General features: G+C 55.1%; 27 protein-coding genes. 11 read left to right on the top strand and 16 right to left on the bottom strand.

Features of this window, described 5'->3' with window-relative positions; genetic code table 11:
• Position 1 precedes the first annotated feature (1 nt).
• The 4 genes from M2406_RS15690 to M2406_RS15675 all read right to left on the bottom strand — a co-directional run bounded on the left by M2406_RS15690 (position 2) and on the right by M2406_RS15675 (position 3,815).
• Complete coding sequence (locus M2406_RS15690; RefSeq protein ID WP_112363361.1) at positions 2-334, bottom strand: hypothetical protein; 333 nt, start codon at positions 332-334, stop codon at positions 2-4.
• A 212-nt stretch (positions 335-546) separates the two neighbouring features.
• Complete coding sequence (locus M2406_RS15685; protein WP_017891766.1) at positions 547-1,716, bottom strand: type I restriction endonuclease; 1,170 nt, start codon at positions 1,714-1,716, stop codon at positions 547-549.
• A 451-nt stretch (positions 1,717-2,167) separates the two neighbouring features.
• Positions 2,168-2,794: an isochorismate family cysteine hydrolase YcaC gene (gene ycaC, locus M2406_RS15680; RefSeq protein ID WP_012005442.1), complete on the bottom strand. Its 627-nt coding sequence runs from the start codon at positions 2,792-2,794 to the stop codon at positions 2,168-2,170.
• 139 nt (positions 2,795-2,933) lie between these two features.
• Complete coding sequence (locus M2406_RS15675) at positions 2,934-3,815, bottom strand: pirin family protein (RefSeq protein WP_012005441.1); 882 nt, start codon at positions 3,813-3,815, stop codon at positions 2,934-2,936.
• 126 nt (positions 3,816-3,941) lie between these two features.
• Here M2406_RS15675 and M2406_RS15670 point away from each other — a divergent pair, with 126 nt between their 5' ends.
• Entirely contained in the window at positions 3,942-4,850 is a 909-nt protein-coding gene (locus M2406_RS15670) for a LysR family transcriptional regulator (protein ID WP_012005440.1), read from the top strand.
• Here the strand turns inward: M2406_RS15670 and M2406_RS15665 are convergent, their stop codons facing one another.
• Both M2406_RS15665 and M2406_RS15660 read right to left on the bottom strand, forming a co-directional pair.
• A complete protein-coding gene (locus M2406_RS15665; protein ID WP_012005439.1) occupies positions 4,851-5,234 on the bottom strand; it encodes a VOC family protein in 384 nt (127 codons plus the stop codon).
• Position 5,235: 1 nt separating this feature from the next.
• Positions 5,236-6,018: a DeoR/GlpR family DNA-binding transcription regulator gene (locus tag M2406_RS15660; RefSeq protein WP_259190579.1), complete on the bottom strand. Its 783-nt coding sequence runs from the start codon at positions 6,016-6,018 to the stop codon at positions 5,236-5,238.
• Positions 6,019-6,271: 253 nt separating this feature from the next.
• On the opposite strand from M2406_RS15660, the gene M2406_RS15655 reads away from it, so the two are divergent.
• Positions 6,272-6,889, top strand: a complete 618-nt coding sequence (locus M2406_RS15655; protein ID WP_012005437.1) for a hypothetical protein — start codon at positions 6,272-6,274, stop codon at positions 6,887-6,889.
• Between the two features lie 9 nt (positions 6,890-6,898).
• Here the strand turns inward: M2406_RS15655 and M2406_RS15650 are convergent, their stop codons facing one another.
• The 3 genes from M2406_RS15650 to pagP form a co-directional block, all read right to left on the bottom strand.
• Positions 6,899-7,162: a DUF333 domain-containing protein gene (locus M2406_RS15650; RefSeq protein ID WP_012005436.1), complete on the bottom strand. Its 264-nt coding sequence runs from the start codon at positions 7,160-7,162 to the stop codon at positions 6,899-6,901.
• 59 nt (positions 7,163-7,221) lie between these two features.
• Positions 7,222-7,707, bottom strand: a complete 486-nt coding sequence (locus M2406_RS15645; RefSeq protein WP_259190578.1) for a DUF2501 domain-containing protein — start codon at positions 7,705-7,707, stop codon at positions 7,222-7,224.
• Between the two features lie 236 nt (positions 7,708-7,943).
• Positions 7,944-8,537 carry a lipid IV(A) palmitoyltransferase PagP gene (gene pagP, locus M2406_RS15640; protein WP_112363354.1) on the bottom strand — a complete coding sequence of 198 codons (594 nt, stop codon included), beginning with the start codon at positions 8,535-8,537 and terminating at the stop codon, positions 7,944-7,946.
• Between the two features lie 802 nt (positions 8,538-9,339).
• On the opposite strand from pagP, the gene M2406_RS15635 reads away from it, so the two are divergent.
• Positions 9,340-11,016: an alpha-keto acid decarboxylase family protein gene (locus M2406_RS15635; protein ID WP_115183182.1), complete on the top strand. Its 1,677-nt coding sequence runs from the start codon at positions 9,340-9,342 to the stop codon at positions 11,014-11,016.
• Between the two features lie 16 nt (positions 11,017-11,032).
• Here the strand turns inward: M2406_RS15635 and M2406_RS15630 are convergent, their stop codons facing one another.
• A complete protein-coding gene (locus tag M2406_RS15630; RefSeq protein WP_259190575.1) occupies positions 11,033-11,941 on the bottom strand; it encodes a LysR family transcriptional regulator in 909 nt (302 codons plus the stop codon).
• Between the two features lie 70 nt (positions 11,942-12,011).
• Here M2406_RS15630 and M2406_RS15625 point away from each other — a divergent pair, with 70 nt between their 5' ends.
• Both M2406_RS15625 and M2406_RS15620 read left to right on the top strand, forming a co-directional pair.
• Positions 12,012-12,866, top strand: a complete 855-nt coding sequence (locus tag M2406_RS15625) for an alpha/beta fold hydrolase (RefSeq protein ID WP_259190574.1) — start codon at positions 12,012-12,014, stop codon at positions 12,864-12,866.
• A 15-nt stretch (positions 12,867-12,881) separates the two neighbouring features.
• Positions 12,882-13,490: a glutathione S-transferase gene (locus tag M2406_RS15620; protein ID WP_310473624.1), complete on the top strand. Its 609-nt coding sequence runs from the start codon at positions 12,882-12,884 to the stop codon at positions 13,488-13,490.
• On the opposite strand, the gene M2406_RS15615 is transcribed toward M2406_RS15620, so the two are convergent.
• Positions 13,487-14,590 (bottom strand): DUF1615 domain-containing protein, encoded by a 1,104-nt coding sequence (locus tag M2406_RS15615; RefSeq protein WP_012005429.1) that lies wholly within the window; start codon positions 14,588-14,590, stop codon positions 13,487-13,489. The genes M2406_RS15620 and M2406_RS15615 overlap by 4 nt on opposite strands.
• 206 nt (positions 14,591-14,796) lie before the next feature.
• Between M2406_RS15615 and tehB the strand changes: the two genes are divergently transcribed.
• From tehB to M2406_RS15600, 3 genes are all read left to right on the top strand, one after another.
• The gene (tehB, locus tag M2406_RS15610) at positions 14,797-15,657 is read left to right on the top strand and encodes an SAM-dependent methyltransferase TehB (protein ID WP_115183187.1); all 861 of its coding nucleotides are present in this window, start codon (positions 14,797-14,799) and stop codon (positions 15,655-15,657) included.
• 153 nt (positions 15,658-15,810) lie between these two features.
• On the top strand, positions 15,811-16,449 hold the full coding sequence (gene leuE, locus M2406_RS15605) for a leucine efflux protein LeuE (protein ID WP_017891756.1): 639 nt from the start codon (positions 15,811-15,813) through the stop codon (positions 16,447-16,449).
• A gap of 144 nt (positions 16,450-16,593) precedes the next feature.
• Positions 16,594-18,093, top strand: coding sequence for an aldehyde dehydrogenase family protein (locus M2406_RS15600; RefSeq protein WP_112363347.1), 1,500 nt, complete (start codon positions 16,594-16,596; stop codon positions 18,091-18,093).
• A 36-nt stretch (positions 18,094-18,129) separates the two neighbouring features.
• Here M2406_RS15600 and feaR read toward each other — a convergent pair whose 3' ends face one another.
• Together feaR and M2406_RS15590 are read right to left on the bottom strand one after the other, a co-directional pair.
• Positions 18,130-19,038, bottom strand: a complete 909-nt coding sequence (feaR, locus tag M2406_RS15595) for a transcriptional regulator FeaR (protein ID WP_259190572.1) — start codon at positions 19,036-19,038, stop codon at positions 18,130-18,132.
• Positions 19,039-19,213: 175 nt separating this feature from the next.
• A complete protein-coding gene (locus M2406_RS15590) occupies positions 19,214-19,855 on the bottom strand; it encodes a DsbA family protein (RefSeq protein ID WP_259190571.1) in 642 nt (213 codons plus the stop codon).
• A gap of 221 nt (positions 19,856-20,076) precedes the next feature.
• On the opposite strand from M2406_RS15590, the gene M2406_RS15585 reads away from it, so the two are divergent.
• The 3 genes from M2406_RS15585 (at position 20,077) to M2406_RS15575 (ending at position 20,905) form a co-directional block, all read left to right on the top strand.
• The gene (locus M2406_RS15585) at positions 20,077-20,325 is read left to right on the top strand and encodes a hypothetical protein (RefSeq protein ID WP_017891751.1); all 249 of its coding nucleotides are present in this window, start codon (positions 20,077-20,079) and stop codon (positions 20,323-20,325) included.
• Between the two features lie 147 nt (positions 20,326-20,472).
• Positions 20,473-20,607 carry a hypothetical protein gene (locus M2406_RS15580; protein ID WP_259190569.1) on the top strand — a complete coding sequence of 45 codons (135 nt, stop codon included), beginning with the start codon at positions 20,473-20,475 and terminating at the stop codon, positions 20,605-20,607.
• A gap of 61 nt (positions 20,608-20,668) precedes the next feature.
• Positions 20,669-20,905 carry a hypothetical protein gene (locus M2406_RS15575; protein ID WP_259190568.1) on the top strand — a complete coding sequence of 79 codons (237 nt, stop codon included), beginning with the start codon at positions 20,669-20,671 and terminating at the stop codon, positions 20,903-20,905.
• Positions 20,906-20,989: 84 nt separating this feature from the next.
• Here M2406_RS15575 and M2406_RS15570 read toward each other — a convergent pair whose 3' ends face one another.
• The 3 genes from M2406_RS15570 to M2406_RS15560 form a co-directional block, all read right to left on the bottom strand.
• Complete coding sequence (locus M2406_RS15570; RefSeq protein WP_259190567.1) at positions 20,990-21,574, bottom strand: flavin reductase family protein; 585 nt, start codon at positions 21,572-21,574, stop codon at positions 20,990-20,992.
• Between the two features lie 205 nt (positions 21,575-21,779).
• Positions 21,780-23,012, bottom strand: coding sequence for a YncE family protein (locus tag M2406_RS15565; protein ID WP_259190566.1), 1,233 nt, complete (start codon positions 23,010-23,012; stop codon positions 21,780-21,782).
• A gap of 46 nt (positions 23,013-23,058) precedes the next feature.
• The gene (locus M2406_RS15560) at positions 23,059-25,983 is read right to left on the bottom strand and encodes a condensation domain-containing protein (RefSeq protein WP_259190565.1); all 2,925 of its coding nucleotides are present in this window, start codon (positions 25,981-25,983) and stop codon (positions 23,059-23,061) included.
• Positions 25,984-26,083 lie beyond the last annotated feature (100 nt).

The following is a 26,083-nucleotide window of genomic DNA, read 5'->3' as shown; positions in this document are numbered from 1 at the left end:
TTTAAGGCGCAGGCGGGGCCGGAGGGTTATCCGGTAATGCCACCACAGAGATACGCACCTCATAATGTTTGGCACTGCCAGCCGGGATCACCGACGTTAGCTTATTGATGGTTTCAGTTGGATTATCACTGGCGGAAGTCGCGCAAAATAGCTCGCCCCCGTGGCAGAAACCCGGTTTGGGCATATGCCCGCCAGGGAATGGCGGCAAGCGGAAGCCTTGCTCAGGCGGTGGGACATTTTTATCGGCCGGAGCCGGAGCGGAAAGCGCACTGACGCTGAACAGCGTCACGCCAGCCAGAAAAGGCAGTGCCAGTAATTTGACGGTATTTTTCATGTTATTGACCTCATTTGCCGGGATTGGATTTAACCTACTCCGCCCCCGGCCCATGAGAAAGTCGCTTTTCACGACCTTTTCACCCCCGATGATCTTTGCTTACATACCACCGCTAACGTGATGAAAGCTTAAGGATTATGTAAAGATCATGAAGAAACTTTTGTTGAGAACACACGGCTGTACAATATGGAAGGCATTCAGCCTAACCATTTTTACGACTGCGTTTTTTTCTTCTGTCTGAAGTTTTCATCATCAATACAATAATGGTAGGAGTCGATAATCAGACCTGTTAGCCGCAAGATATTCTCAGGTCGGTCAATAATAATATGCCCTCCAGCCGCAAGTTCTAAACCCGCTCGGATAATTTCGGCATGTCTCTCTTCATTGATTTCCAAAGGGAGTAATACGGTAGGTCTTTGCTTATTGTCGAAATAGCGTAGCACCCATCGGGTAGTCTTCCCCTGAACCAAAATACTGAAATAACTTTCCGTATCTTTTGCTGTTAAATCTGCACTTTCACCCAGGATCATTGCCACATTTTCAAATAAAGCCCGCTCAGCAAAAGTGGTAACTATCTTACTGTTTTCTGGGTCAATAATCGGCGCTAGCGGATCGATTTCGTTGCTTTTCTTAACGTCACCAAACTCTTCAGACGGCGCTTTATTTTCAGAAGTCACAGACAACCCTGAAACAACCATTGCACTAACCGCTTTCTCCACGGCCAGGCGCACCAAAGGGGTGATCGTCTCAAGAAAACGCTGGTTAAGTTGACGTTGGACGTTAGATCGATTCGCCACATATCTGACAAAATCCACGTCCACATCTCTTAGGCTGGCACTGATGGTCTTGGTAAATGAAGTCAGATAAATGCTTTCTTCAGCCAAGGTTCTCAACGCTTCCGGCTGAAATTGATCGTGCCTAAACCTATAAAGCTGTTCAATATCAGAGTCATTCAAATCATTAAAATCTATCTTAAGGAAGGGCGTATCATCCATAATATTTTTATCTTTTAGATCGGTAAAGAACCGCCATTCCTTGCCGTTGGTGATTGCTGATACGGTGACTTCTGGGGTGGCATTAAAGTAACGTGATAGCTGTGGGCTGTGGTTTGTTAAGTTTTGGCTGAAGGATTTCGCCTCAATAAACATGACAGGTACTGCATGACAGAAAAGAGAATAATCAACCCGCTCACCCACTTTAACCCCTGGAAAATCAGCGCCATATTCTGCTTTTACTTTAGTGGGGTCATAAGGGTGAAAACCAAGAATTTCCAATAATGGTAAAATTAATGCCTGCTTTGTTGTTTCTTCCGTGTTGCAATGCTGGCCTACCGCAGCGACATGATGTACATGCGCTTTAAGCTTGTCTCTGAATGCATTCATCAAACATCCCTCTTGCTGTGTTAGAAATTGGTCATTTCTTAAAGTCATACCTACAGAAAGGTTTACTAATTTCACCAACGTTACCGTATCAGCAACTGGCTGAGTTTATTTATTGAATAAAATAATATTAACCTTAAACATTAAATATATAGCAGAACAAGCAAGCTTTGATCAAAGGCATCAATTCAATATTAATACATAGTTCAAAAATAATCGGTCAGCATTCATAACCAGAAGAAAACTTATAGAAATTAAATAATTGCAATCACAATTAAATTTCAGTATCTCGCTTTTATATGTTTTGTATTTCTCTGGTGGGATAGAACGAGGTAAACAGCAAGAAGATGGGTATAACAGATGGATTTATCTACTAAAATTGTTCAGCCAATCAATATAACTCCGTCTGATTCAAATCAAATGGAGCACAGCCAGAAGCTGCGCTCCAGAGAAATTACTTGCCGCTGGTCAGCGTGCTGTAACTGGTCATCAGGTTACGGTAATCAGGGATATGATTGGCAAACAGCGCCCCCAGCCCTTCCACATCGTTACGCCAGTCACGATGCAGCTCACAGGCAACGCCGAACCAGGTCATCAACTGCGCGCCTTCGGCTTCCATCCGGCTCCAGGCCGATTGACGAGTCAGTTCGTTAAAGGTGCCGGAAGCGTCGGTGACCACAAACACCTCAAAACCTTCGCTGAGAGCTGACAGCGCCGGGAAGGCCACGCACACTTCGGTAACCACCCCGGCGATAATCAATTGTTTACGACCGGTGGCTTTCACTGCCTTGACGAAGTCATCGTTGTCCCAGGCATTGATCTGTCCAGGACGAGGGATAAAGGGCGCATCAGGGAATTGAGCTTTTAGCTCCGGTACCAGCGGGCCGTTGGGGCCATCTTCAAAACTGGTGGTCAGGATGGTCGGCAGGTTGAAATACTTCGCTAAATCACCCAATGCCAGTACGTTGTTTTTGAAACGATCGGGATCGATATCTCGTACCAGTGAAAGCAGTCCTGCCTGATGATCCACCAGCAATACGGCGGCCTGATCCTTGTCGAGGCGTTTGTAATTTGCAGTCATGGTTTACTCCTGTGGGGTTTTGATTGTTGCGGCTAAAGTTGCCCTTGGCCGATAGGGCCAGAGCGCAGAGATTGTCTTAAAGTGTAGAACCGGATCCGGAGCTGTTTTTCCGGATCGGTTCTAAAGTGTGGATAAGCGCTTAACCAGCCTGGTGCTCAGCTGCCATGCTGCCGAACTTACCACCGTTGAAGTCCTGGAAAGCCTGCTGGATTTCCGCGTCGCTGTTCATCACGAACGGGCCATAACCGACGATAGGCTCGTCGATCGGCTCGCCGCTCAGTACCAGCAAGCTGACATCGTTATTGGCTTCGATAGTGACTGAATCCCCCGCACGGTCAAACCTGACCATTTGGGTTTCGCGCACCACTTCCTCGCCGTTAACATGAATGGCACCATGCAGTATCACCAGCGCCAGCGTATGGCCTTCTTTCACCGTCAACGTGGTGGTATGGCCGGCGTTCAGCTTCATGTCCCAGACATTAAGCGGGCTGAAGGTGCGTGCCGGGCCTGCTGCGTCGCCGAAGCTACCGGCAATCACCCGAACCTGCCCTGCGCCATCCGCCAGTGGAACCACCGGGATATCCGCATTCAGCAGCGTCTGGTAACCCGGCTCAGCCATTTTGTCCTTGGCCGGCAGGTTTACCCACAACTGCACCATTTCCATGGTGCCGCCGTTGCGCGAGAAGTCCCGTGAATGGAACTCTTCATGCAAAATACCCGAAGCGGCGGTCATCCACTGCACGTCACCAGGGCCAATCACCCCGCCGCTGCCGGTGGAATCGCGATGCTCGACTTCCCCCTGATAGACGATGGTTACCGTTTCAAACCCGCGATGCGGGTGCTGGCCAACGCCACGGGTGCCGGAGGCAGAGCGGAACTTGGTTGGTGCCGCGTGATCCAACAGCAGGAACGGGCTCATTTCCGCCCCCAGATCGTTATAGGAGAACAGCGAATTCACCAGGAAGCCGTTGCCGACCCAGTGGGCTTCAGGGCTGTTGTAAATACCGAGGATCTTTTTCATCTTGAACTCCTGTTTCAGGTCTCACGACCTTAGGTTGATGCCAGAAGTTTAATCCAACGCTATTTGCTGCAGTAGTAGGCAAGATGTACACTCAGCGTTCTATAAATGGAACGATAAGGACAGACGATGTTCACTGATTTGAACGATCTGTTTTACTTCGCCGCCGTGGTCGATCACCAGGGATTCGCCCCCGCCAGCCGTGCACTGGGCATTCCCAAGTCCAAACTGAGCCGCCGTGTGGCACTGCTGGAAGAACGTCTGGGCGTGCGCCTGATCCAACGCTCAACGCGGCGTTTCTCCGTCACCGACGTCGGCCAGAACTACTATGCACACTGTAAGGCCATGTTGGTGGAGGCCGATGCGGCGCAGCAGGCGATCGAACAAACCCGTGCCGAACCCTGCGGCACGGTGCGCATGTCCTGCCCGGTGGCGATCCTGCATACCCGTGTCGGCAGCATGGTGGCGGCCTTTATGGCCGATTATCCGAAAGTCACGGTACACCTGGACGCCACCAACCGCCGGGTAGATGTGGTGGGGGAAGGGCTGGATCTGGCGATCCGCGTGCGGCCACCGCCGCTGGAAGACAGCGATCTGGTGCTGAAGATCCTCGCGCAGCGCACCTGGTGTATCGCCGCCAGCCCGGCACTGGTGCGCACCCTCGGTCCGGTGCAACGACCGGAGGATCTGCATAAGTATCCCACGCTCGATCTCGGGCCTGCGCGCGCACAACACCTGTGGCAGTTGACCGGGCCGGACGGCGAAAAAGTGGAATGGGAACACAGGCCACGACTGGTTACCGACGATATGCTGATGTTGCGTACCGCGGCGATTGCCGGCGCCGGTATTGTGCAACTGCCGTCGATGATGATGCGCGACGACATGTTGCGCGGCGAGCTGGTGCAACTGTTACCCGGCTGGCAGCCACAGGGCGGCGTGGTACATGCGGTTTACCCGTCACGCCGTGGGCTATTGCCCGCGGTACGGCTGCTGCTCGACTATCTGGCGCAGCAGTTCGCGACTATCGAAGAAGAGTGATCAACCGGTGATTTCGATGGCGTTACCGTCCGGATCGCGGATGATCGCTTCGTAAAAACCATCGCCGGTCCAGCGTGGCGGCGCTTGCAGGATCCCCTCCTGCTGCGCACGCTGCGCCAGTTGATCGACCAGGCCCTCGTCGCCGACCGACAACGCAATATGCGCCCAACCGACTCGTTCATTGGCCTGCTCCGTCGGCAGCAGCTCCGGCAAACTCATGATCTCCAGCGTTGGGCCGCTAGCCAGGCTGACAAAACGGGAAACAAAACCCGGGCGATTCTTGCTGACGTACAATTCTCCGGCCACGCCGTTGAAGTAACGCTGCCAGAACGCCACCTGCGCATCAATATCACGGGTCCACAGGGCAACATGGGCTATTTTCATTTCACTCTCCAATAGGGGAATCGCTGTACAACACCTTGCCACCGCTGTGGGTCACCTGCTGTTCGAGCTGTGGGTGTCTGCCGGGAGGCGTCACCAGGTAATCAACGCGGCTGGCATCGAGGAAGCTGTATGGGGCATAGGTATTAAGTTTGTCGCCGGTACAGAGCACCGCCACGTTACCGGAACGCGTCAGCAGGCGTTTCTTGAACTGGGCATCCTGATAATTCAGCGCCGAAAAACCGCTGCCCGGCTCATAGGCGCAGATGCCGGTAAAGGCGATGTCGAAATGAAAACCGTCAATTTCCTGCACCGCTTTAGCGTCCACGCAACCACCGATGTCGGCATCGAGCTCACCGCCGATTAAAATAGTGCGGATCCCCGGCCTTTCCAGCATTTTGGCGGCGATACTCAGTGAATTGGTCACCACTGTCAGCCCTTGGTCAGATGGCAACAGATCGGCCAGGTAAAGGTGGGTGCTGCCGGCATCGAGGAAAATCACCTGATCCTGCTTGATCAACGCCAGTGCGGCCAACGCCAGCGCCTGCTTCTCATCACCGCTCAAATGCAGTCGTGCCTCGATCGGCCCGGTTGCCGGTGTCGGTGCCAGTGCGCCGCCGTAAATGCGCTTACACAGGTTCTGAGCCGCCAACTGGCGCAGGTCGCGCCGAATGGTGGCCTCGGTGGTGTTCAGGCGTTCGGCCATTTCGACCGCCAGCACCTGCCCCTGTTGCTGCAGCAGGGTCAGGATCGCTTCATGGCGTTGGTTGGGGAGCAGTTTGGACATTCTGTCTCTCGGTGGCGAACAAGTGATCATGAATGTACACAAATGTACATAAACGTACAAATAATTCGAAAACGGGGCTGGCGGGTTTTGTGGTTGCCGTCGTGGTGGACATTTACTGCTGCTGTTACTGGAATAAGGGATCGGGTAAGCACGGGAATTTCATCAGACGCTCTCCTCAGTCCGAATGATTTGACTATACTGAGGCAAGCAACGTTACCGCAGAACGTAACGGCTTGGGCGCTAAGGGAAAAAGATGCTGTCAAAAGTGGTGAAGTGGCTGTTTCAATTGCCGGGCAGGCTGTTTGGGGGAATTTTCAGGAGTCGCCTGACGATTTTTATCTTCTTTATGCTGATCGCCGTTGGGGTGTTCAGCGCCAAGCGCTATCTGCGCGCTCATCAAAATGACGATGAGTTTGTCTCGGTCATCCCCACTGATTACAACCGGGCTATTCAGCGTGAAATGCCGCTGCGCGAGGCACGCGAACAGTGCGGTGGGCCCCTGCATGACAATGCAGGACAACCCTGGCCAACCTCAGCCGGTTTCTTGCACCAGGCGGAACACCAGGCCAACGGGCGCCTGCAGCAACTGACGCTGGACAATCAAAACAACGATTTTCCGGTGTTGGTCAAACTGGAAACGCCCGGCCAGCCGCAACAGCTGGCCGAAGTGTTTATTCCCGCGGCCGGCAGTTTCCATCTCAAAACCAATCCGGCCGGCGAGTATGTCCTGAAGGTCAGAAATATCAAAAGCGGCTGTAACTTCCGCTCCCGGCCTTTCACCCTCAACAGCCAGCAGAATTGGCGGCTGCCGCTAACCCCGCAAACGGACGGCAGCGTGCGGCTACAGCCGATCAGCGATCGTGAGTTTTAACCCGAGCGCTTATTTCTTCACCGGGTGATCGCGGCGAAACAGTTCCCAGCTTTCAATTTCCTGGCCATCAGGCAGGGTACAGGTGGAATACTGGCCGTTGGCATTTTGTTTGGCATTCAATTTGCCGCCAATCTCGGTGCAATAAACGTCTGCCGGATTGGCCATGCCGATCGGTTTCATTTTAGGTGGGGGTGGCGCATCGTTGGAGTTCATGGTGCAGCCCTGTAGCATCGCCATCCCTGCGAACAGCGAGATCATCAGAATTTTTTTCATGTTTTCATGCTTATACAAATTAAAACGGCGGTAACTGTTGTTAGCCGCCGTTTACGCTATCAGGAAATAAAGGATGTGCCCTGCTTCAGTACCAGATCGCAGGCCTTTTGCTTCACTTTTTCGGTAATTTGCGAGGTGCCCAGGCTGTTCAGATCCAGGCTCTTGCCTTCGCCGGTTTGCAGCAGACCGCCCAGCCCTTGCTGGTAGTCCTGGCTCTTGGCGTTCTCAGGGCTGCTGATACCCAGCTTACTCAACAACTTGTCCTGTACCGCTTCAGTGCTGTTGCCTGACAGTACGTTGTTTTTCACACAGTACTGCAGGATGCCGGCGGCATTGGTCATGCTGTTGGAACTCAGCGCTTTATCACCGCCGTTCAACAAACCGGTTAGTGAAGACAGTGACGTGCCGCCAGTGTTGCCGCCTGACTTGCTCAGTTCACCGGCGGCGCTGCTGAGAGAATCCATCAGTCCGGCAGCCTGAGCCGCGCCACAGGTCATAGCGGTGGTCAATGTCAGTGCCAGCAGTAAACGTTGCTTGGTGTTCATTAGGGTAAAACTCCTGTTATCTCGCCATTCCTGCCTGCTTCCATTGCCCTGTACGGCAGGGGAAATCAGGCGGGCCTATCCGGTGCAATAAGCGCAATGCGCTGGGTCACATCTTCGGACGCCACCACCGGCGACAAGTTCCTTTTAACTGACAATGCCGCGAATTTTTCAGAATTGAGGTAATTTTTTGGCTGAATAATCAGCAACAGGGGGCAGATCGAACGACCCGCCGGTGATTAGAACTGCCAGCGGAACCAGCCAAAGAACACGTTCCCGTTATTGTAGGTGCCGGGAATATAGGTGGCCTGGAAGGTCAGTTGTTTGTAGCCGATAGAGGCCAACGGCAAGGGTGCCGGGATAGGGATGTAATTCCAGTTATCACGCGCGGTGATGCTGGCGGTAAAGCCCAGGCCAAGACGGAAATCCTTGTCCTCCAGCGGCCGCCAGATCTTCTCATAAGCGTAACCGCCGATTGGTTCCCACTTATTGAACGAATCCTTGAATACCATCATATAGAGGCCATGCCAGTCGCCGTCGCTGTCGTAACGCGAGATACCATAGCCACCGCCCCACGGCCGCTCGTTGTACGAGTCGATTTTTTCCTGGCTGTAAGTCAGGCGGTTGTGCCAGGTAATTGCCGGCACATAGAGGTCTTTATTCGGCGAGTTGTTCCAGGTTTCCGCCACGTTACTGGTGAAACGCTTCCACAACCCCGGTTTTTCAGCCTGCGCGGAATTGCCATTTTCTGCACCAACCTCAGCGTAAGAAGGTAGTGCAGGAAATAGCAGCGCCAGTGTGCAAGCCAAAATTGTCCGTTTAAAAAACATCATAAATTCCTGTAAAAAATAAGGCCGGGGATTCTTACCCATCACCCCATCAAGATCAAGCTGTATCTTATTTATCCAGCCTGTTTCTCCACCCTGTTGTCACTTGGTTAAGTTTAGCCGTCATCAGGGGCGAGAGCCGATTTCGGGCGCTCAGGCTATCCTTCCCTCAGGACAGCGTCTGTCAGAATACTCCGCAATCGCCCCGCCACGCTGGCGGGTTCTGGCGGTTATAAAACCTGTGGGAAAACTTCTTTTCTACTCTGGGTGTAGCGAAATGTTTACTGCCGACCGGCAAGCAAATGTAACGGCGGTCACGTTTTTAATCGGGACTGAAAACCCGTTATATCGGCGATCCCATCCAGCTCAGGCCCCCATCGGGCAGCGCCGCTGTAAATAAGCAGTTACATCGCTGCAATAGAGGCCAATGTCGTCGATAACGGGTGGATGGCAGGCAGCAATTTAACCCGCAGGCAAAAGTACCGAACGTTCAACCAGCGGCCCATGATTTGGCTACACGCGCCAAATTTTACATATCTATTACATTCAATGAAAAATACCAACATCAATAACCTTACATTTGATGGCGATTAGTCACAACGTAAACCCCCGAATACAAGCCACCGGCTCCCGATACCGCCACCGCAACTTGAACAAGCCGATAGTTTAAATAATTGTTAAAGCTAACCAGCGAAGCCCTGCTCATACGGGTTCAGCGTTATTTCATGGTTCGCGACACAACATCACCGGCAATTAACTTTGCCGTTCTCTGCCTGATAAAAGAAAGATAAGAAATCCGGAGAAATACATGAAAATCACTATTGGAGCCTTTATCCTGCAACAGCTCCGCACCCTGAACATCGATCGTATTTATGGCGTACCCGGCGACTATAATCTGGCGCTGCTGGAACTGATTGAACAGGATGACAAGCTGGAGTTCATTGGCAACTGTAATGAACTCAATGCCTCCTACGCAGCCGATGGCTATGCACGGCTAAAAGGCGCCGGAGCGCTAATCACTACCTATGGCGTCGGCGACCTGGCCGCACTGTCCGGCATTGCCGGTGCCTACGCCGAATCGGCCCCGGTGGTCTGCCTGTCCGGTACCCCGCCGCTGCATGCCATGAAAAATCACCTGCTGCTGCACCACACGCTGGCGGACGGTAACTTTGATAACGTGATGAACTGTTTTAAACAATTCACCGTCGCCCAGGCATTAATTACGCCGGAAAATGCGGCAGTGGAAATTCCCCGCGTTATTTCCCGCGCCTGGACGGAAAAGAAACCGGTTTATTTGCAATTACCTTCTGATATTTGTGATGTAGAAATTGAAATCACTCAGGCGGTGGCACCACCGCAATTACCCGCCAGCGACAAATATAATGTTCAACTGGCGGCAATGGCGTTGCTTGCGCGGCTAAAACTGGCAAAAAAACCGATTATTCTGGTCGACCAAATGGTGGACCGCTTTCAGCTACAACAATTAGTGATCGACGTGGCGCATAAATTCGCCATCCCGCTCACCAACATGCCGACGGCCAAATGCATTATTCCAGAAACCACGCCGGGCTGGATCGGCGGTTACAGCGGTAATCTGTCACGCCCCGAACTCTATGAACACATGGCGCACTCAGACTGCGTGCTGAGCTTCGGCGTACGGTTGGTGGACTCCACCACCGGCTATTTCTCGCATCGCATCCCGTCCGACGCGCAAATCGATATTCAGCCGTTTTCAGTGAAGCTGGGAGAGACATCTTATCCGGCAGTGGCGACGACAGACCTGCTACAGGCGCTGCTGGCATTGGGTGAAGGCGTGGCAGATCATCAGCCGGCCGTGCTACCCGAAGCGCGCCATCGGCTGGCGACGCCGAGCGAAACCCCAATCGATCAGGCTTATTTATGGCAGCGCCTGCAACGCTTTATTCGGGCCGATGACGTGCTGGTGGTAGAGAACGGCACCTCGGGCGCGGCGATTGGCGGCATGCGGATGCCGGACGGCGTCCAGGTGGTCAATCAGCCGATTTGGGGTTCGATCGGTTATACCTTACCGGCGCTGCTGGGCACCATGATGGCCGCCCCGGAACGGCGGCACCTGCTGTTTATTGGCGATGGCTCGTTCCAGCTTACCGCGCAGGAAGTTTCCACCCTGCTGCGTTACGATCAGAAGCCTATTATCTTCCTGATTAATAACGACGGTTACACCATCGAGCGTTACATTCTCGGCGAAAATTCGTCGTACAACGATATTGGGCCGTGGGACTACGCCAAGCTGCCTGCCGTGCTCAACACCCAGGCGACACCGTTTTGCGTGGCGGTAGAAACCACCCAACAGCTGGAGTTGGCGCTCGAGCACGCCTCACGACAGGATCAATTGACCTTTATCGAAATAAAGGTGCCGATGATGGACACACCGCCGGTGATGAAGGAGTTCTGCAACCGCTGCAATAACTTTAACTTCGGCCTGACCAACCCGCGCCGCGCTTAGCTCCATCCGCCGTTGCTCAGGTAACGGCGGATTTACCCAGAGCTTGCACCACCTGCTGCTGCAAGGTTTGCAGTATTGGGTGGTGCCGCCTGGCCCCCAGACGTAACGCATGCGCCACGGGTGGCAAAGGCAGACTGCGCTCAAAGTTGGCCTCGATCTGTACTCGCCGATCGACAGACTGCTGATTGAGCAGACCAATGCCCATTCCTGCAGAGATGGCCGCCAGCATCCCCGCCACCGACGGGCACTCCACCGACACCTGACAGGCAATACCCGCGGCGCTCAGGCGCTCTTGCGCCAGGCGGCGGTAAAAACAGTCCGGTCCGTAACTGACCAGTTTCACCCTGTCTCCGGGCTGATAGCGCCAACCCGGTGGTACACACCAGTGAATACGCTCCGTTGCCAGCACCACATCTTCTGCGCTCAGCGCATCGCAAAACTGTTGGTGTAGCACCAGATCCAGCGTTCCTTGCTCCAGTGCATTACGCAACACCTGGCTTTGCTCAATGACCAGTTGCACATCCACCTGTGGGTGTTGGTGGGTGAATGCCGCCAGCAAGGCAGCCAACTGAGGTAAAGACATCTGTTCCGTGGCACCAAAACGCACCTTACCCTGCAATAATGAAGGAGAAAAATGCGCCAGTGCCCGATCGTGAGCCAGCAGAATCTGCCGTCCATGCGACAACAGTGCCTCGCCATCCGCTGTGGCAGTCAACGTCATGCCCTGACGATTGACCAGCATGCGCCCCAACTGTTCCTCCAGCCGTTTGATTTTCCAACTTACCGCCGACTGGCTGAGATTTAGCTGTTGCGCCGCACGCGTCATGCTACCGGTATCGATAACGCTCTGAAGCGCCCGTAAAGCATCAATGGATAAGCGCTGGTTCATAGACACCTCATGACAAAAATCGGATTTACTCACCATAACTTGTCATTGGCGTCATAGGAAGACGATGAGTATGGTTTGCGTACAACACGGCAACCGGATAATCAACATGAACGGCTTAACATCTGTGCTTAATCAGCAGGTTATTGTTAATGGCCATCGTATTGCCACCGGCATACATGGCACCGGCAACCCCCTGGTATTGGTACACGGCACCCCTGCCCACTCGATCATCTGGCGGGATTTGCTGCCCAGCCTGACGGCGGCGGGCTTTAGAGTCCATATCTACGATTTATTGGGTTACGGCGCATCAGAACGCCCATTGTCGGCTGACACTTCAATTGCTGCACAGGCAGATTTACTGATCGGCCTGCTTGACCATTGGCAACTGGAGTCCACCCACGTGTTTGGTCACGATATTGGGGGCGCATTGTCGCTACGCGCAGCGTTTGGGCACTCCCGGCGCTTTCGCTCGCTGACCATCGCGGATATTTGCAGTTATGATTCCTGGCCTTCGCCAAGCTGGCGCGGCATCCGCGATAATTATCATCAGTACGCCGTTATGGACGCCTCACAACATGAGCAAACCCTGGCTCGCCAACTGAAAATGGCGGTGTTCAACAAATCGCGGATGTCCGGAGAGCTATTACAGCACTATCTGGCACCGATCGTCGGCGTGGTCGGTCAACCGGCATTTTATCAACATCAAATCGCCCATTACGACGCGCGCTATACTGAAGACTTCGCCCAGCGCCTGCCTGAGCTACGCCTGCCGGTGCAAATCCTGTGGGGTGAGGACGATGAGTGGCAACCGGTCAGTTACGCCTATCGTTTGCAGGGCGACATTCCCGGTGCCAGGCTGCAGGTGATCCCTCAGGCGGGCCATTTTTTAATGGAAGACGCGCCGGAAACGGTAGCCCAACGGCTGGTGACGTTTATTCATTCACTTAAATCGGGCGAATAGGCTCAGGAGAACATGATGCAACTGATTGGCATGCTGGATTCACCCTATGTACGCCGGGTGGCTATTTGTCTGAAATTATTGGAGATCGAGTTTGAGCACCGCGCAATTTCGGTATTCAGCGGTTTTGAGCAATTCAAAGCCATTAATCCGGTGGTAAAAGCCCCGACGCTGGTACTGGCCGACGATCAAATCCTGATGGACTCCTCACTGATCCTGGAATACGCCGCCGGCATAGCCCCCAGCGGTAAGGCTCTGCTGCCGACTGAGGGTACTGCGCGACTTTATGCCCTGCAACTCAATGGCCTGGCGCTGGCCGCCTGCGAAAAAACGGTGCAAATCGTTTATGAACAACAGTTACGGCCGCAGGAGAAACAGCATCAGCCCTGGTTGGATCGCGTTCAGGGCCAGTTGCTGGCAGCCTATGCCGAACTGGAAAAACAGTTGGCGCGAGCCGGCACTGCACTCGCGGTGATCGGCAGCGCTGAGGTCAGCGTGGCGGTGGCCTGGAGCTTCACTCAACTCATGTTGCCCGAATTGATTAGCGCCGATAACCACCCGACGCTGGCGGCATTTGCCGCCCAGGCCGAGCGGCATCCTGCATTTATCAGCACCCCACAGGTTTAACCCGCCGAGGCGCGGGTCATACAACGTTGGCGCCGCTCATCCACCCGTTTGGCAAACCAGGCGGTGGTCAACTTACGGGTAATTTTCGGGCTTTCCAGTTGAATGCCCGGCAGCATTTCCCGTGGCAGTTTCTTGCCGGTGGATTTCTCCGCCAGGGCATAGACTCGCTCATACAGATCGGTGTCGGCAAACTCAGGCAAATCGCCCTTCTCCAGCGCCCGACGAATCGACGAGTCGCTCATGTCCAACCGCTTGCCGAGGGTGCGTACCGCCAGTTCGGTGGTGCCCGGCTTATCGGTACCGTAGTTAATCAAGTCGCCGTCCAGCGCCAACGGAATGCCCGACGTGCGGCTGACTGCGCTCTGGAAGGCCGCATTGCGGCTGGCGTACCAACCGGCATTGAAGTCGGCAAAGCGGTAAATCGGTTGGCTATAGTTGGCCGGATAGCCCAACAGGTGAGCGATACCGAAATACATGCCGCCACGGCGGCTAAAGACTTCGCGGCGGATGGTGCCGTCAATCGGGTATGGATAGCCTTTGGCATGGGCTTCGGCGAAGGCAATACTCACCTGCATCGGCCCGGCGGTATGCACCGGATTGAGGCTGCCAAACAGTTTTTGCCCCATCGGCACCGAATTAATCATGTCATCAAAGATATCGCTCAGATCTTTCTCGGTGCGCACCTTATCGAGCCGCTCGCTGTAGCTCTTGCCGTTTGGTGATTTAATCATCAGGGCGGTATGCACCAGGAAGTTGGGAATATGCAGCTGGTCGGCGCGGCGGTCGATCTCTTTCCAGGCGATCTTTGGCAGCCCTGGCACTGACGGGTTGGCCTGGAAGGTCGACTCCTGCTCGGTGACGGCCAGCACCGAACACAGGTTCTGGTCGCTGGGTTCAATGCCCTGCGCGGCAAAAGCGGCGGTGATATCGGTGGCCCACCCCTGACGGTCTGCGGTGTTGGCCGGCATTAACCGCACCAGTTGGGCTTTGACGTCTGCCGGACGTTGCACCGGCGTAGTGGTCGTGGTTTTGGTGCTACAACCGGCCAGCACCAACAGTGCGCCCAGGCTCAATGGCTTGATAAAATGGCGAATTAGCATCTTTTCCCTGATCTTTTAGCATAAACTGCACTGACGTTAGCCCAGGCCGGGGCCGTGATCCAGTTTAAATATGCCAATCCTCTCGTACGGCCACCAGGAAAATGCACTTTGATGATCTCAGGCATGTTCAAAGCGCCCTTAAACATGTATTTTATATGCAACATATAGAATCGTAATGCGGCAACGCAGAACCCAAGGAGTGATAGATGAACCAACTGCTTTGTTATAAAACCCTGCCTGAATGGAACAGCACTACGCTGCCAGAGAGCTTCCAGCAAAAGCACAACACCCAGAGCGGTACCTGGGCCAAACTCAGGCTACTGAGCGGGACATTGACCTTCGCACTGATGAACGAACAGGGCGAAACTACCGAAACCTGGCAGTTCAGCCCCGAGAGCCAACCGCCGTTTATCGAGCCGCAGCAATGGCACCGCATCGTTTCATTCTCCGATGATATGACCTGCCAACTGGCTTTCTATTGCTCGCCGGAAGATTACTATCACAAGAAATACCAGCTGACGCGTACCCACTCCGAAGTGATTGAGGCCGTACAGCAGATCGCGCCCGGTAAGATGCTGGATCTGGGCTGCGGCGGCGGACGCAACTCGCTTTATCTCAACCTGAAAGGCTTTGACGTCACCGCCTGGGACAAACATGGCCCGTCGATCGATAACCTCAACGGCATCATCGATAGCGAAGGTTTGTCGCACATTCGCGCCAGCGTGCAGGATCTCAATACTGATACTTTCAGCGGCGAATACGACTTTATCCTTTCTACCGTGGTGTTGATGTTCCTCAACCCGGCGCAGATCCCGCGGCTGGTGAAAAACATGCAGGACAGTACCGTCGACGGCGGTTACAACCTGATCGTCGCGGCGATGGATACCCCGGATTACCCTTGCAGCCTGCCCTTCCCATTCACTTTTAAACCGGGTGAGTTGAAAGACTATTACGCCGGGTGGGAAGTGCTTAAGTACAACGAGGACGTTGGCCAACTGCACAAAACCGATGCCGCCGGTAATCGCATTTCGCTGCGTTTCGCCACGCTGCTGGCACGTAAGCCATAACCCCTGTCTGCCTGCGCGTAACTGATGGCGAAATACGGCAATCAACATGAAGTTTATTACGTTGCCAACCCGCCCCCGCGGCGTTAGGATCGCGCCCGGCTACGGGTGTAGCCAGTGTTATTGGCTGTCAGTTCCGCGCATGGAGAGGTTATTGTGTTAGAAAGTTTTGGCGTCCTGAATCTTTGGACCTATCTGGCCGGGGTGATTTTTATCATCATCCTGCCGGGCCCGAATACGTTGTATGTGTTGAAAACCGGCGTAACACGCGGTGTGCGGGCCGGCTATACCGCCGCGCTGGGCGTGTTTATCGGTGATGCAATCCTGATTTTCTGCGCCTATATTGGCGTGGCCTCGCTGATCCGCACCACGCCGTTTCTGTTTACCCTGGTGCGTTTTCTCGGCGCGATTTACCTGCTGTTCCTGGGTGCCAAGATTCTCTACGCCACCTTTATCCAGAAAAATGCCGAGCAGCATCAACAGATTGAAGGCAGCCACAGCATTCTGCGCAAATCGCTGACGCTCAGCCTGACCAATCCGAAAGCGATCCTGTTTTATGTGTCGTTCTTCGTACAGTTTATCGATTTCAACTATGCCCACACCGGTCTGTCGTTCACCATTCTGGCGTTGATCCTCGAATCGGTCAGTTTTATCTACATGACCACGCTGATCTTTTCCGGCGCGATGCTGGCGCACTTCTTTAACCACAAGAAAGGCCTGGCAAAACTGGGCAATGGTCTGATTGGCCTGCTGTTCCTCGGCTTCGCCACCCGCCTGGCGACCCTCAGCTCCTGATCCCGCCGATTAACGGCTGACTCATTCAGCCGTTATGTCACGCAGAGCAAACCGATTGTCAGGCAGACAAAAGTCCTGCCGCTGGGCCTGCTGTAGACTTTTAAGGTTAATGATAGCGACCTTTTTTGTCTGACAGGAGGGCGTATGCCTGACAACACCCTAGCAGTGATGGACAGCGTTTCGCGTTTTCTCGATCGTCATCATGGGCTGTATATTGACGGCCAATGGTGCGAGTCCAGTGCCGAACATCGGTTGGCGGTATTTAACCCCGCTGACGGAAAACAAATTTCCTCCACCGCCGACGCCAACGCACAGGACGTCGCGCGTGCCGTACAATCTGCCCACCAGGCTTTCACCTCCGGAGTCTGGGCCCAACGTTTACCCGCCGAGCGCGAGCGCATTCTACTGCGCTATGCCGACCTGCTTGAACAACACACCGAAGAGCTGGCCCAGTTGGAAACGCTGGAACAGGGTAAGTCTATCAATATTGCCCGCATGTTCGAGGTCGGCTGCACGCTGAACTGGATGCGCTACACCGCCGGGCTGACCACCAAAATCACCGGCCAAACCCTGGACGTGTCAATCCCGATGCCGCCGGGCGCCAAATATCAGGTGTACACCCGTAAAGAGCCGATTGGCGTGGTAGCCGGTATCGTGCCGTGGAACTTCCCGCTAATGATCGGCATGTGGAAGGTAATGCCGGCGTTGGCGGCGGGTTGCTCTATCGTCATCAAACCGTCGGAAACCACCCCGCTCACCCTGCTGCGCATGGCCGAACTGGCCAGCGAGGCCGGTATTCCGCCGGGCGTATTTAACGTGGTAACCGGCAAAGGCACCGGCTGTGGCAAGGCACTGACCGAACACCCGTTGATCGCCAAAGTGAGCTTCACCGGCTCCACACCGGTGGGTAAAGGCATCGCGCGGGCGGCGGCAGATCGCCTGACCCGCGTCACGCTGGAGCTGGGCGGTAAAAACCCGGCCATCGTGCTGAAAGACGCCGATCAACAACAGGTTATCGAAGGCCTGATGGCGGGCAGTTTCCTCAATCAGGGCCAGGTGTGCGCCGCCAGCTCACGAATTTATATTGAAGCACCAATCTACGACAGCCTGGTCGCCGGGTTCGAGCAGGCGGTGAAGTCACTGACCGTCGGGCCGGGCATGGATGCCAATGCGCAGATCAACCCACTGGTCTCCAGCGATCACCGGAATAAAGTGGCAGCCTATCTGGACGACGCCAGATCCAAGCATGCGGAACTGATCAGCGGCGCAGCCGGGCCGGACTCGCAAGGGTTCTATATTCCGCCGACGCTGGTGATAAACCCGGATGATCAGTTGAATCTGGCACGCGAAGAAGTGTTTGGCCCGGTGGTGAATCTGATCCGGGTGGCGGACGCCGAAGAAGCGCTGAGCAAAGCCAACGACACCGATTACGGCCTGACCGCCAGCCTGTGGACCACCAGCCTGCAGGCAGCAATGGCTTATACGCCACGCATTCAGGCCGGTACGGTCTGGGTCAACACCCATACGTTGATCGATGCCAACATGCCTTTTGGCGGCTTTAAACAATCGGGTAGCGGCCGCGACTTCGGCCCGGACTGGCTGGATGCCTATACCGAATCCAAATCGGTATGCATTCGTTACTAAAGAGCGCCTTCATCATCAATAGCGCCGCAGAAGGCGCTATTGATACTGCTTGCGATATTCGCTCGGCGAAACGCCAAAACGGCTTTTGAAGGCGGTGGAAAAGTGGCTGTGATCGGCAAACCCCCAGTCATAGCCGATAGTGGCCAGTTTCTGTCGCTCCGGCGCGCTGCGTAACGCCTGTGCGCACAAATCCAGGCGGCGGTGCTTGATATATTGCGCCACCACCAGCCCCTGACGAGCAAACATCCGATACAGACTGCGCACCGAAACGCCAAGCTCATCGGCGATCCACTCCGGCCGTAACTGCGGCGACTGAATATGCGTATCGATAAACGCCAGCGTACGGCTGAAGCTGCGCGGAGGGCTGTCTTCCCCCACTACGCGATCGACCAGCGCCGGACGCAACAGCGTCGCAACCGCGTTCAGGATCGCCTCGCTCTCTGGAGCGCTCATCTGTGAGTCTTGCATACACCCCAGCACCAGTTGCCGGCTAAGGCGCACCACGCTGCTTTGCGCATCCAGCCGCCGCACGCACTGTACATCGGACGCAGACTGCTCAAGATAGCTGCGCGGCATCAGCAATGAAATTTGGCGGGAGTCTTGTTGAAAGGTAAAGCTGCTGGTGCGCGAAGCGTCGATTAGCGTGACGTCACCGGCGGACAACACCGCCTGCCGATCGCCCTGCTCCATCAATGAGCTGCCACGTAGCTGAAATACCGTGAAAAAGTGCGAACCGTCGCTGCGGGCAATCTCCTGTTGGGTACGATACAACCGGGTTTGAGCGGCATCCACCACGCTCAGGCGCAGCGCGTGGGCACGGAATTCCTGCATAGCACCGCTAAAGCCAGGCCCCAATGTCCTGGCGCAAAAGCGGCCGCAGGCGGAGTTGATTTTCGCCAACCACTCCTCGAAACCGGCCTCCCTGACCTGCGCGGAAATTGCCATGCTTTACCCCTTCACACATCAGCGATGAACAGAAAATCAACATAACAACCCGATAACATACAAGCAATGCCGGAGCCGGGATCTGGCGCCGAGATCACAGATTGCGTCTTGAGCCACCCGATATGAAAAACCCGGCCGCAGCCGGGTAGGTAAAAACAAGAGTAAGGGGAAAATCTTAAGGCTGGGTGGTCAGCAGATAGTGGACCACGGCGGCGTACTCTTTGGCATAGCCGTCAACGCTTTGGCTCGCCATTCCGGCATTGTCGATCTTGTACTTGCCGGAAACATAAAACGATGGAGTGGCGCGCACGTCCAGCGCTTTGACCGCTTCATTCTGTTTGGCGATCATGCCCTTCACCAGCAGGCTGTGACGTGCATTTTCATAGGTGGCCGCATCAACTCCGGCAGCGGCAAACACCCGCTGAATATCCTGTTCACTGTTGATGGCACGCTTCTTTTGCAGCTCGTCGAACAGCATGCCTTCGATTTTGTCCTCAATGCCCATCACCATCGCCACCGACCAGGCCTCGGTCAGCTCATTCCCCAGTTTGCCCATCAGACCAACGTGGTATTTGGTCAGTTTGGTGCCCTCAGGCAATGCCTGGCTGACGGTGCTGCCCACATGGTAAGTCTCGGCAAACTGATAGCACGGGCCGCAATAGAAAGAGAAAAACTCCACCACTGCAGGGGCGGATGCCACCGGCTTATCCAGGCGAGTATATTGCTCGCCCGCGCGGTAATCCGCCGCCGCAGCAGCGGCAGGCAGCAATAACACCAGTAACGCACCGGCAAGCAGACGATTAACTTTAGCCAACATAACTACTCCAATTCAGATGAGAACATTGTCCCTAACGCCGGTGTTTATAATCAAATTATCGGGACAAGACCAGTTTTTATTACCTTATGTTTATGTGGGATTGACCCATATCAAAGGCGTGGGCCAGACGTTTGGTGGTGTTCTCCGACCCAGGCACTATGCTTAAAAGAAGGCGTTGACCGGTGCGTAGCAGCACCAGGAAATCGGATACCGAGGTTAAAATGACACCCATTAATAAAAATATTGGCGAATACGATTTCACTGCGGAAAAGAGAGCGGGCATGATCACCGGCACCATCAGCGGCGAATTCCCGGACAGCGATGCCAGCCTTCCTCTGCTGCCCTTCTCCGGAACCTTTGTCGCGCCTTCCGTCGAGGAAGCCATAAACGATATTACGCGGCAATTCCCTGACATAGAGCCGGCGATAATCGATTTATTGCGAGATGAAATGCTCAGGGCGGGATATTAACCCCTCCTACTACCGTAATAGTTCACACCCCGATTAGAATATTCTTACTTACAGAACCTTTTCGGTTTGCCTACTCTTTCCATATTGCTAATACCAACGACGGAAGATGATACTAGCCATCTTAATTTAGAGATTAAAGGTTATATTATGCGTCGTATTATGATGTTCATCAGCGCGCTGGCGATTAGCGCAATGCTTTCCGGCTGTATATTCCCGCCTCCAGGCGGTGGTGGCAGCGGTGGGCGCGGTGGCCCTGGCTACCATTTTAACGGCCCACGTTAAGGAGTCAGCCCCTTGTCTGGGGCTGACCGAAAACACCACTGAAATAAATCAGGACATCATAATGAAAAAACTGATACTCATTATTACCGCCGTAATGGCGCTAAATTGCACATCGGTATTCGCTGCAGCACCGGTTAATAAATATAATGACAGGCTGGTAGTTCATCAAAATAATAAAAATCCGCACAGCAATAAAATGCAACCAAAATCACATCAAAATAAACAAGCGCTCAAGAAACCATATAAAAAAACGCCAGGAAAACGTGCGCCAGAAGCTCGCCCCGCTCACCACAATTAATGCCGGTGACTGAGTCAGCGATGATTTAAATGCGGAAAGCTCACACCCACGCTCTTACCGCGGGTGTGAGTGGCTGAAAATTATTTATAGGCTTTTTGCCCGCAGGGTATCGCCGCTGCGAATAAAATTGCCGGCCCCCAGATGATGGATGGAGTGCAACTGCGGATCGGCGTCGGTAAAGTTCCAGCGGCCACCCTGAAATACCCGTTCATCTGCGGCAGCGGCGACCACTTCGCCGAAACAGGTGTCATATTTCTGCTGAGCGCCACTCTCCGGTAACAGACGGCACTCCAGCCAGGCCACGCAGCCCTGTTCTATCAAGGGGACATTCAACGTCGCACTGGAGATCGTGGCAATATTGAAACGGGAAAACTTATCCTCCACCTCCTGCCCCGAGATATTGCCCACCGCATAGGTGGTGTCGATAAACATCGCAGCCGGAATGCAGATACCAAACACCCCGCTCTCTTCGATCATTTGTCGGGAATACGCCGCCTTGTCGACCACAATGGCAATTCGCGGCGGCGTAAATTCAACCGGCATCGACCAAGCGGCCGCCATCACATTGCGCCGTGCGCCATCCTGACTTCTGCTGGTGATCAACACCGTCGGGCCATGGTTAAGTAAACGGCTGGCATGTTCCAGTGCAACGGGTCGAAAATGATTCATGGGAAGCCCTTAATGGAGGTATTTGGCTGATCAAATATCGGGGGGAATGGCGATGCCTTCCGTCCAGCAGTGTAGATCTGCGTTGCAGTGGGGATCAATTGCGTTGGCCGTGAAGAAGCACAGAATGTGTATGCATGAGCTGGCGGCGTATTGAGGTCGGGCAGAAATACGCTGCGTCAGCCTTCACTGACGCAGCAGGATAAAACTAGTTTTTCGGCAGTTGAATACGCACCACGCTTTCTGGTTTACCGGCCTTGGTGCTGGCACCGTCATTTTTCACCGTCACGAACAGCACATTGTTACTGGTATCCAGTGCCAGGCTGTTAGGGTGCGGTGGCAAATCCAGCGTTTGCAGGCGTTTGAGGGTCTTCGAATCGAACACCGTTAACGTACCCGCGCCGTGGTCGACACGGACCCCATTACGGTTGGCGACGTACACCCGCTGATTACGATCGTCCAGCAGCAGACCGATCGGCACTTCATCGGTCAGTTCGCTGGCCAATACCTTGCCGCTGTCCGCGTCCAGTGCAAACACCCGGTGACCACTGCTGCGCTTCACGTAGTCGCGCTCCAGATGAGTGTTGCGATAGTTATCGCGATCGATCCCCTGATCCACGCCTAACAAACGGTTGTTCTTGCCGTCATACACCAGATTCAGCAACTGATCCGCCTGGATCTCTTTGGTGGAGGTGATCGCCAGCGTGTCGGCATTCAGGGTGATCAACTGTCCCTGCATGTTAGAGACAAATACGCGCCGTCCTTTTTCGTCGAGGGTGATCCCTACCGCGTTGTAGCCAAACCCTGGGATCATTTTCTCCAGTTTTTTGGTTTTGGTATCCACCACAAACAGCACGCTATCCACCCCGAAGCCCAGCCCCGGCAGGAACAAGCGACCGGTCTGCGCGTCATATTTCACCTCGCGGATACGGTATTGATAGTCTTCGGTTATCTTGAAGCGCTTAAGCTCTTCGAGCAAAAACTCCAGTCGTTTACCGCTGATACCGGCGTCTTTGTAGGTTTTTTTCAGCATGCTCTTTTCGGTCACCGGGATGCTGGCCAGTGCTCGGTTAGTGGTGGTGTCGACCACGCCGACCGAGCCGTTGAAACCCTGTGTCAGATAGAGCCGATGCCCGGCATCATCCAGCGCCACGCCGAAGCCCTTCACCTGCAGCGGGATCTCCGCCTGCACCGCCAGCGTGGCCGGATCCAGACGCAGCACGCGGGATTTCGCCTCTTCCTTCCAGTCCGGCGCACTGACAAACAGTGCCTGCTGGCTTGGGCTGAAGGCCATTTCCACCACCGCCGACGATAAAGGCTGACGCTTGATATCTTCTGGCTTAATCCCGGCATCACGGGCCTGTGCCGCACCGGCCACCACCAACGACGTGGCGATCAACAATGACAATAAAGCGCGGGGTGTTCCTAAAGTTCCAGACATCCGTTTATCTCCATGAAAGTAATAAAGTCAGTTAGGGTGAACAGTGTCATTGCCGTGGTACCGGCGGCAGGGCTGCCAGCGGCATATCCCCGTCGGCCAACTGGGCAAAATGTGAAAACACGTGCTGAATGCTGCCGGCGATCAGCTCAGCCTGTTGCGCGGTGTAGTGATCGGTGCGGTAGGTCATCATCACGCGCAGGGATTTCGCGCCATCGAGGTTTTCTTCCATCACTTCAAACTGCAAACCGAGCAGCGATGCGGTTTTCTCCGGCTCTACCTGACGGTAGGCCACCCTGCTGCCATCCTGCAGGGTGAATGCCCCATTCAACTTGATGCGGCTGTGGATCTGAATGAACACTTCGAACATGTGATTCTTGCGATCGGCATCAACGCCAAACAGCCCTTCTTCCACCAGATCGATGGGGATATCGGTGTAGGGCATGGAACCGTTGATGGTGTTTTTAACCTGATCAATCAGGCCCGCCACCGTCAACTGTTCGGCGAAACGTACCCGGTGCACCACCACAGTGGTGAAGTAGCCGATGGTGTCGAAAAACTCGGCGTCGTTACGGCCTGAGGTGGAAGTGCCCACCAGCAGATCCGCCGGGCCACCGAGCAGGCGCAGGGCCGAGGTAATCCCGGCGTAGACCACGTTGAACAGTGAGGCGTTGTTCTTTCTGGCCTGCGCGTACAGCCCATCGGCCACCGCCGGGTCGACGTCAAACTCCAGCCAGCCACCGTCAACATCGGCGTCGGCCGGTACCGCAGGATGGTGCGAAGGTTGCTGCTGGAACAACGGCTGACCGACCGGTGCGTCGCGCAGGTTATCCAGCCAGTAATCCAGGTGCTGCTGTACTACGCCGCCCGCCTGCTGCTGCCGGGCAAAGGCGTGAAACTGCGGCACGGCACTTTTCCACTGCGGCGCTTGCCCCGCCACGCGCTGGCTATAGGCAACCCCCAATTCGTCCATCATCAGGTTCAGCGACCACTCGTCGAGTACCACATGGTGGAACAGCAGCGAAAGCAACTGCTGACCGGTGGCGGCATCCCGCAGGAAGGTCGCGCGCAGCGGCAGCTCGGCGGTCAGATCAAAGCGGTGATCCCCCGCCCTGGCCAACAACTCACTGGCATTACCGGCCGGTGTTTCATCGGAGAAATAAAACCAGCCGTAATCCAGCAGGTCAGCGGCTGGCACCACCTGTTGATATACCTCGCCGTCGTGGTCGATAAACAGCGAACGCAATACGCTGTGGCGGGTCATCACGTCGATAAACGCCTGACGCAGCGCGGTTTCATCCACCGGATCAAGGAAACAGATGGCGAATGGCAGGTTGAAGATTTCGTCGTGGCCGAAGGCCTCGTAGACCTTCCACAAGGAGTGCTGTGCCAGAGACAACGGCGCCTGAACCGCCTCCCCCTGTGGTTGCGCGGCAAGTTGCGGTGCGCTCGGTTCCGCCACTGCCTGACGTTTGGCATAGGCCGACAATCCACGGGCGGTCGCGTGGCTGAACAGATCGTTAATGTTGAGTTCGATGCGGTGCAGGCTGAGTAAACGGCCGATAACCCGGGTAGCCACCAGCGAGTGCCCGCCGCGATCGAAGAAATCTTCATCGGCAGTCATTTCCGGTGCGACCAGCGCGTCACGGAATTCCGCCAGGATCAGTTGGGTAATCTCGGCATTTTCTGCTTGCGCGTCTTGCGTCGCCAAAACGCTCTCGTGCAAGGTTGACGGCTGCTCAGCGGCAGGAAGCAGCGCCGTGGTTATTAACCGTCCGGCGAGGAAAGCAACAAACTGCTCCAGCAGGAAAGGCGCGGCATGTGGGGTTAAACGGGGATCCGTAACCAGTTCCAGCACCACCGAGTCCGGATCCGGCAGGCTCAGGGCCAGCACCATTTCAAACGGCGTATGCAGTGGTGGCAGCAACAGTCGTTCGGCGCTGACACCGTCAAGCTGCAACGCCACCGACGAGTCCGCCAGCCAGGTCACCAACAGTTGGGCCAGTTGGGGATTAGCCCGTTCCGCCGTTTGCTGTGCCAGCAGGTGACTTTCCGCATCAGGATCCACAGGCCCCAGGGTCAGACGTTTGAGTTGCGCAGTGCTCATCCAGGCGTCCAGACCGCTCGCCTGCTGCGCATCGCCCTGCGGCACACTCAGTTGCACCGGTTGCCCGCCAGACTGGGCGCTGATAAAACGCGCAAAACGCACGGCAATCGCCGCCAGCAGCGTCGCCGGGTTGTCTGCAGCCGGCAAGATTTTGCGCGCTACGCGGGTCGCTATACGCACCCCGGCCTGAGCCAGCAGCTCATCCTGAGGGACGGAAGTCTGGTAATCGCGCAGGGCCAACGCCTGACGCGGCCACGGCAGCGCCAGCTCGGTGTCTTCCGCCAGGGGCGCCACCGGAGGAATGATGGCAAAACTCGGCGTCGGCTCAATGCCGTTATACAGCGCCGACAGCGTGGTCAATAATTGCCGACAGGACAGCGTTTCAGCCAAAATATCGTGCGCCACTACGCCTAATATCGCTCCGGTGCCGGTGAACAGCAGGAAGCGTATCGGTGCTTCTCGCGCCAGTTCGAGAGGAGCGGCCTGCGCCTGCAGCAAACGGCTAACCGCCTGTCGTTCGTCCAGCACCGCCTGAATGCTCACCGGGTTTAGCGTCGCGCTACCGCGCAGTTTGCGTAAGCCCTGTTCGTCATCGAAGTCATAACGAACGTCCAGTTCAGGCATCAGCCGCGTCAGGGCTTCCAGCGCGCTAACCAAACGGCCGATATCCGGCTCGCCACCCAGACGCCAGGCCATTGCCTGCTGGCTGCTGCCATCGCCCCGCTGCTGGTGCATGAACCACGCCAGCTCTTCCGCTTCACTCAAGGGTTGAGAGGCATCCGCCGCCCGCGCACCCAGCGTCTGGAACGCCAGATCCAAACGCTGGGCTTCGTCATCGCTAAGAATATTGTCAAAATAACCGCTCACTGCTCTATCTCCTTGCGCCCGGCCACGCCGGAACATCGGGGAACGCGAGTCATGAAAAGGGGCGTTGGTACGCCCCTTGTGCAGACTGGCTGCTACCGCA

It is taken from the genome of Serratia sp. BIGb0163 (assembly GCF_024809935.1).
Classification (GTDB): Bacteria; Pseudomonadota; Gammaproteobacteria; order Enterobacterales; family Enterobacteriaceae; genus Serratia; species Serratia quinivorans.
The sequence above is the reverse complement of the archived record's forward strand: the minus strand, read 5'-3'. Positions and strand labels throughout refer to the sequence as shown.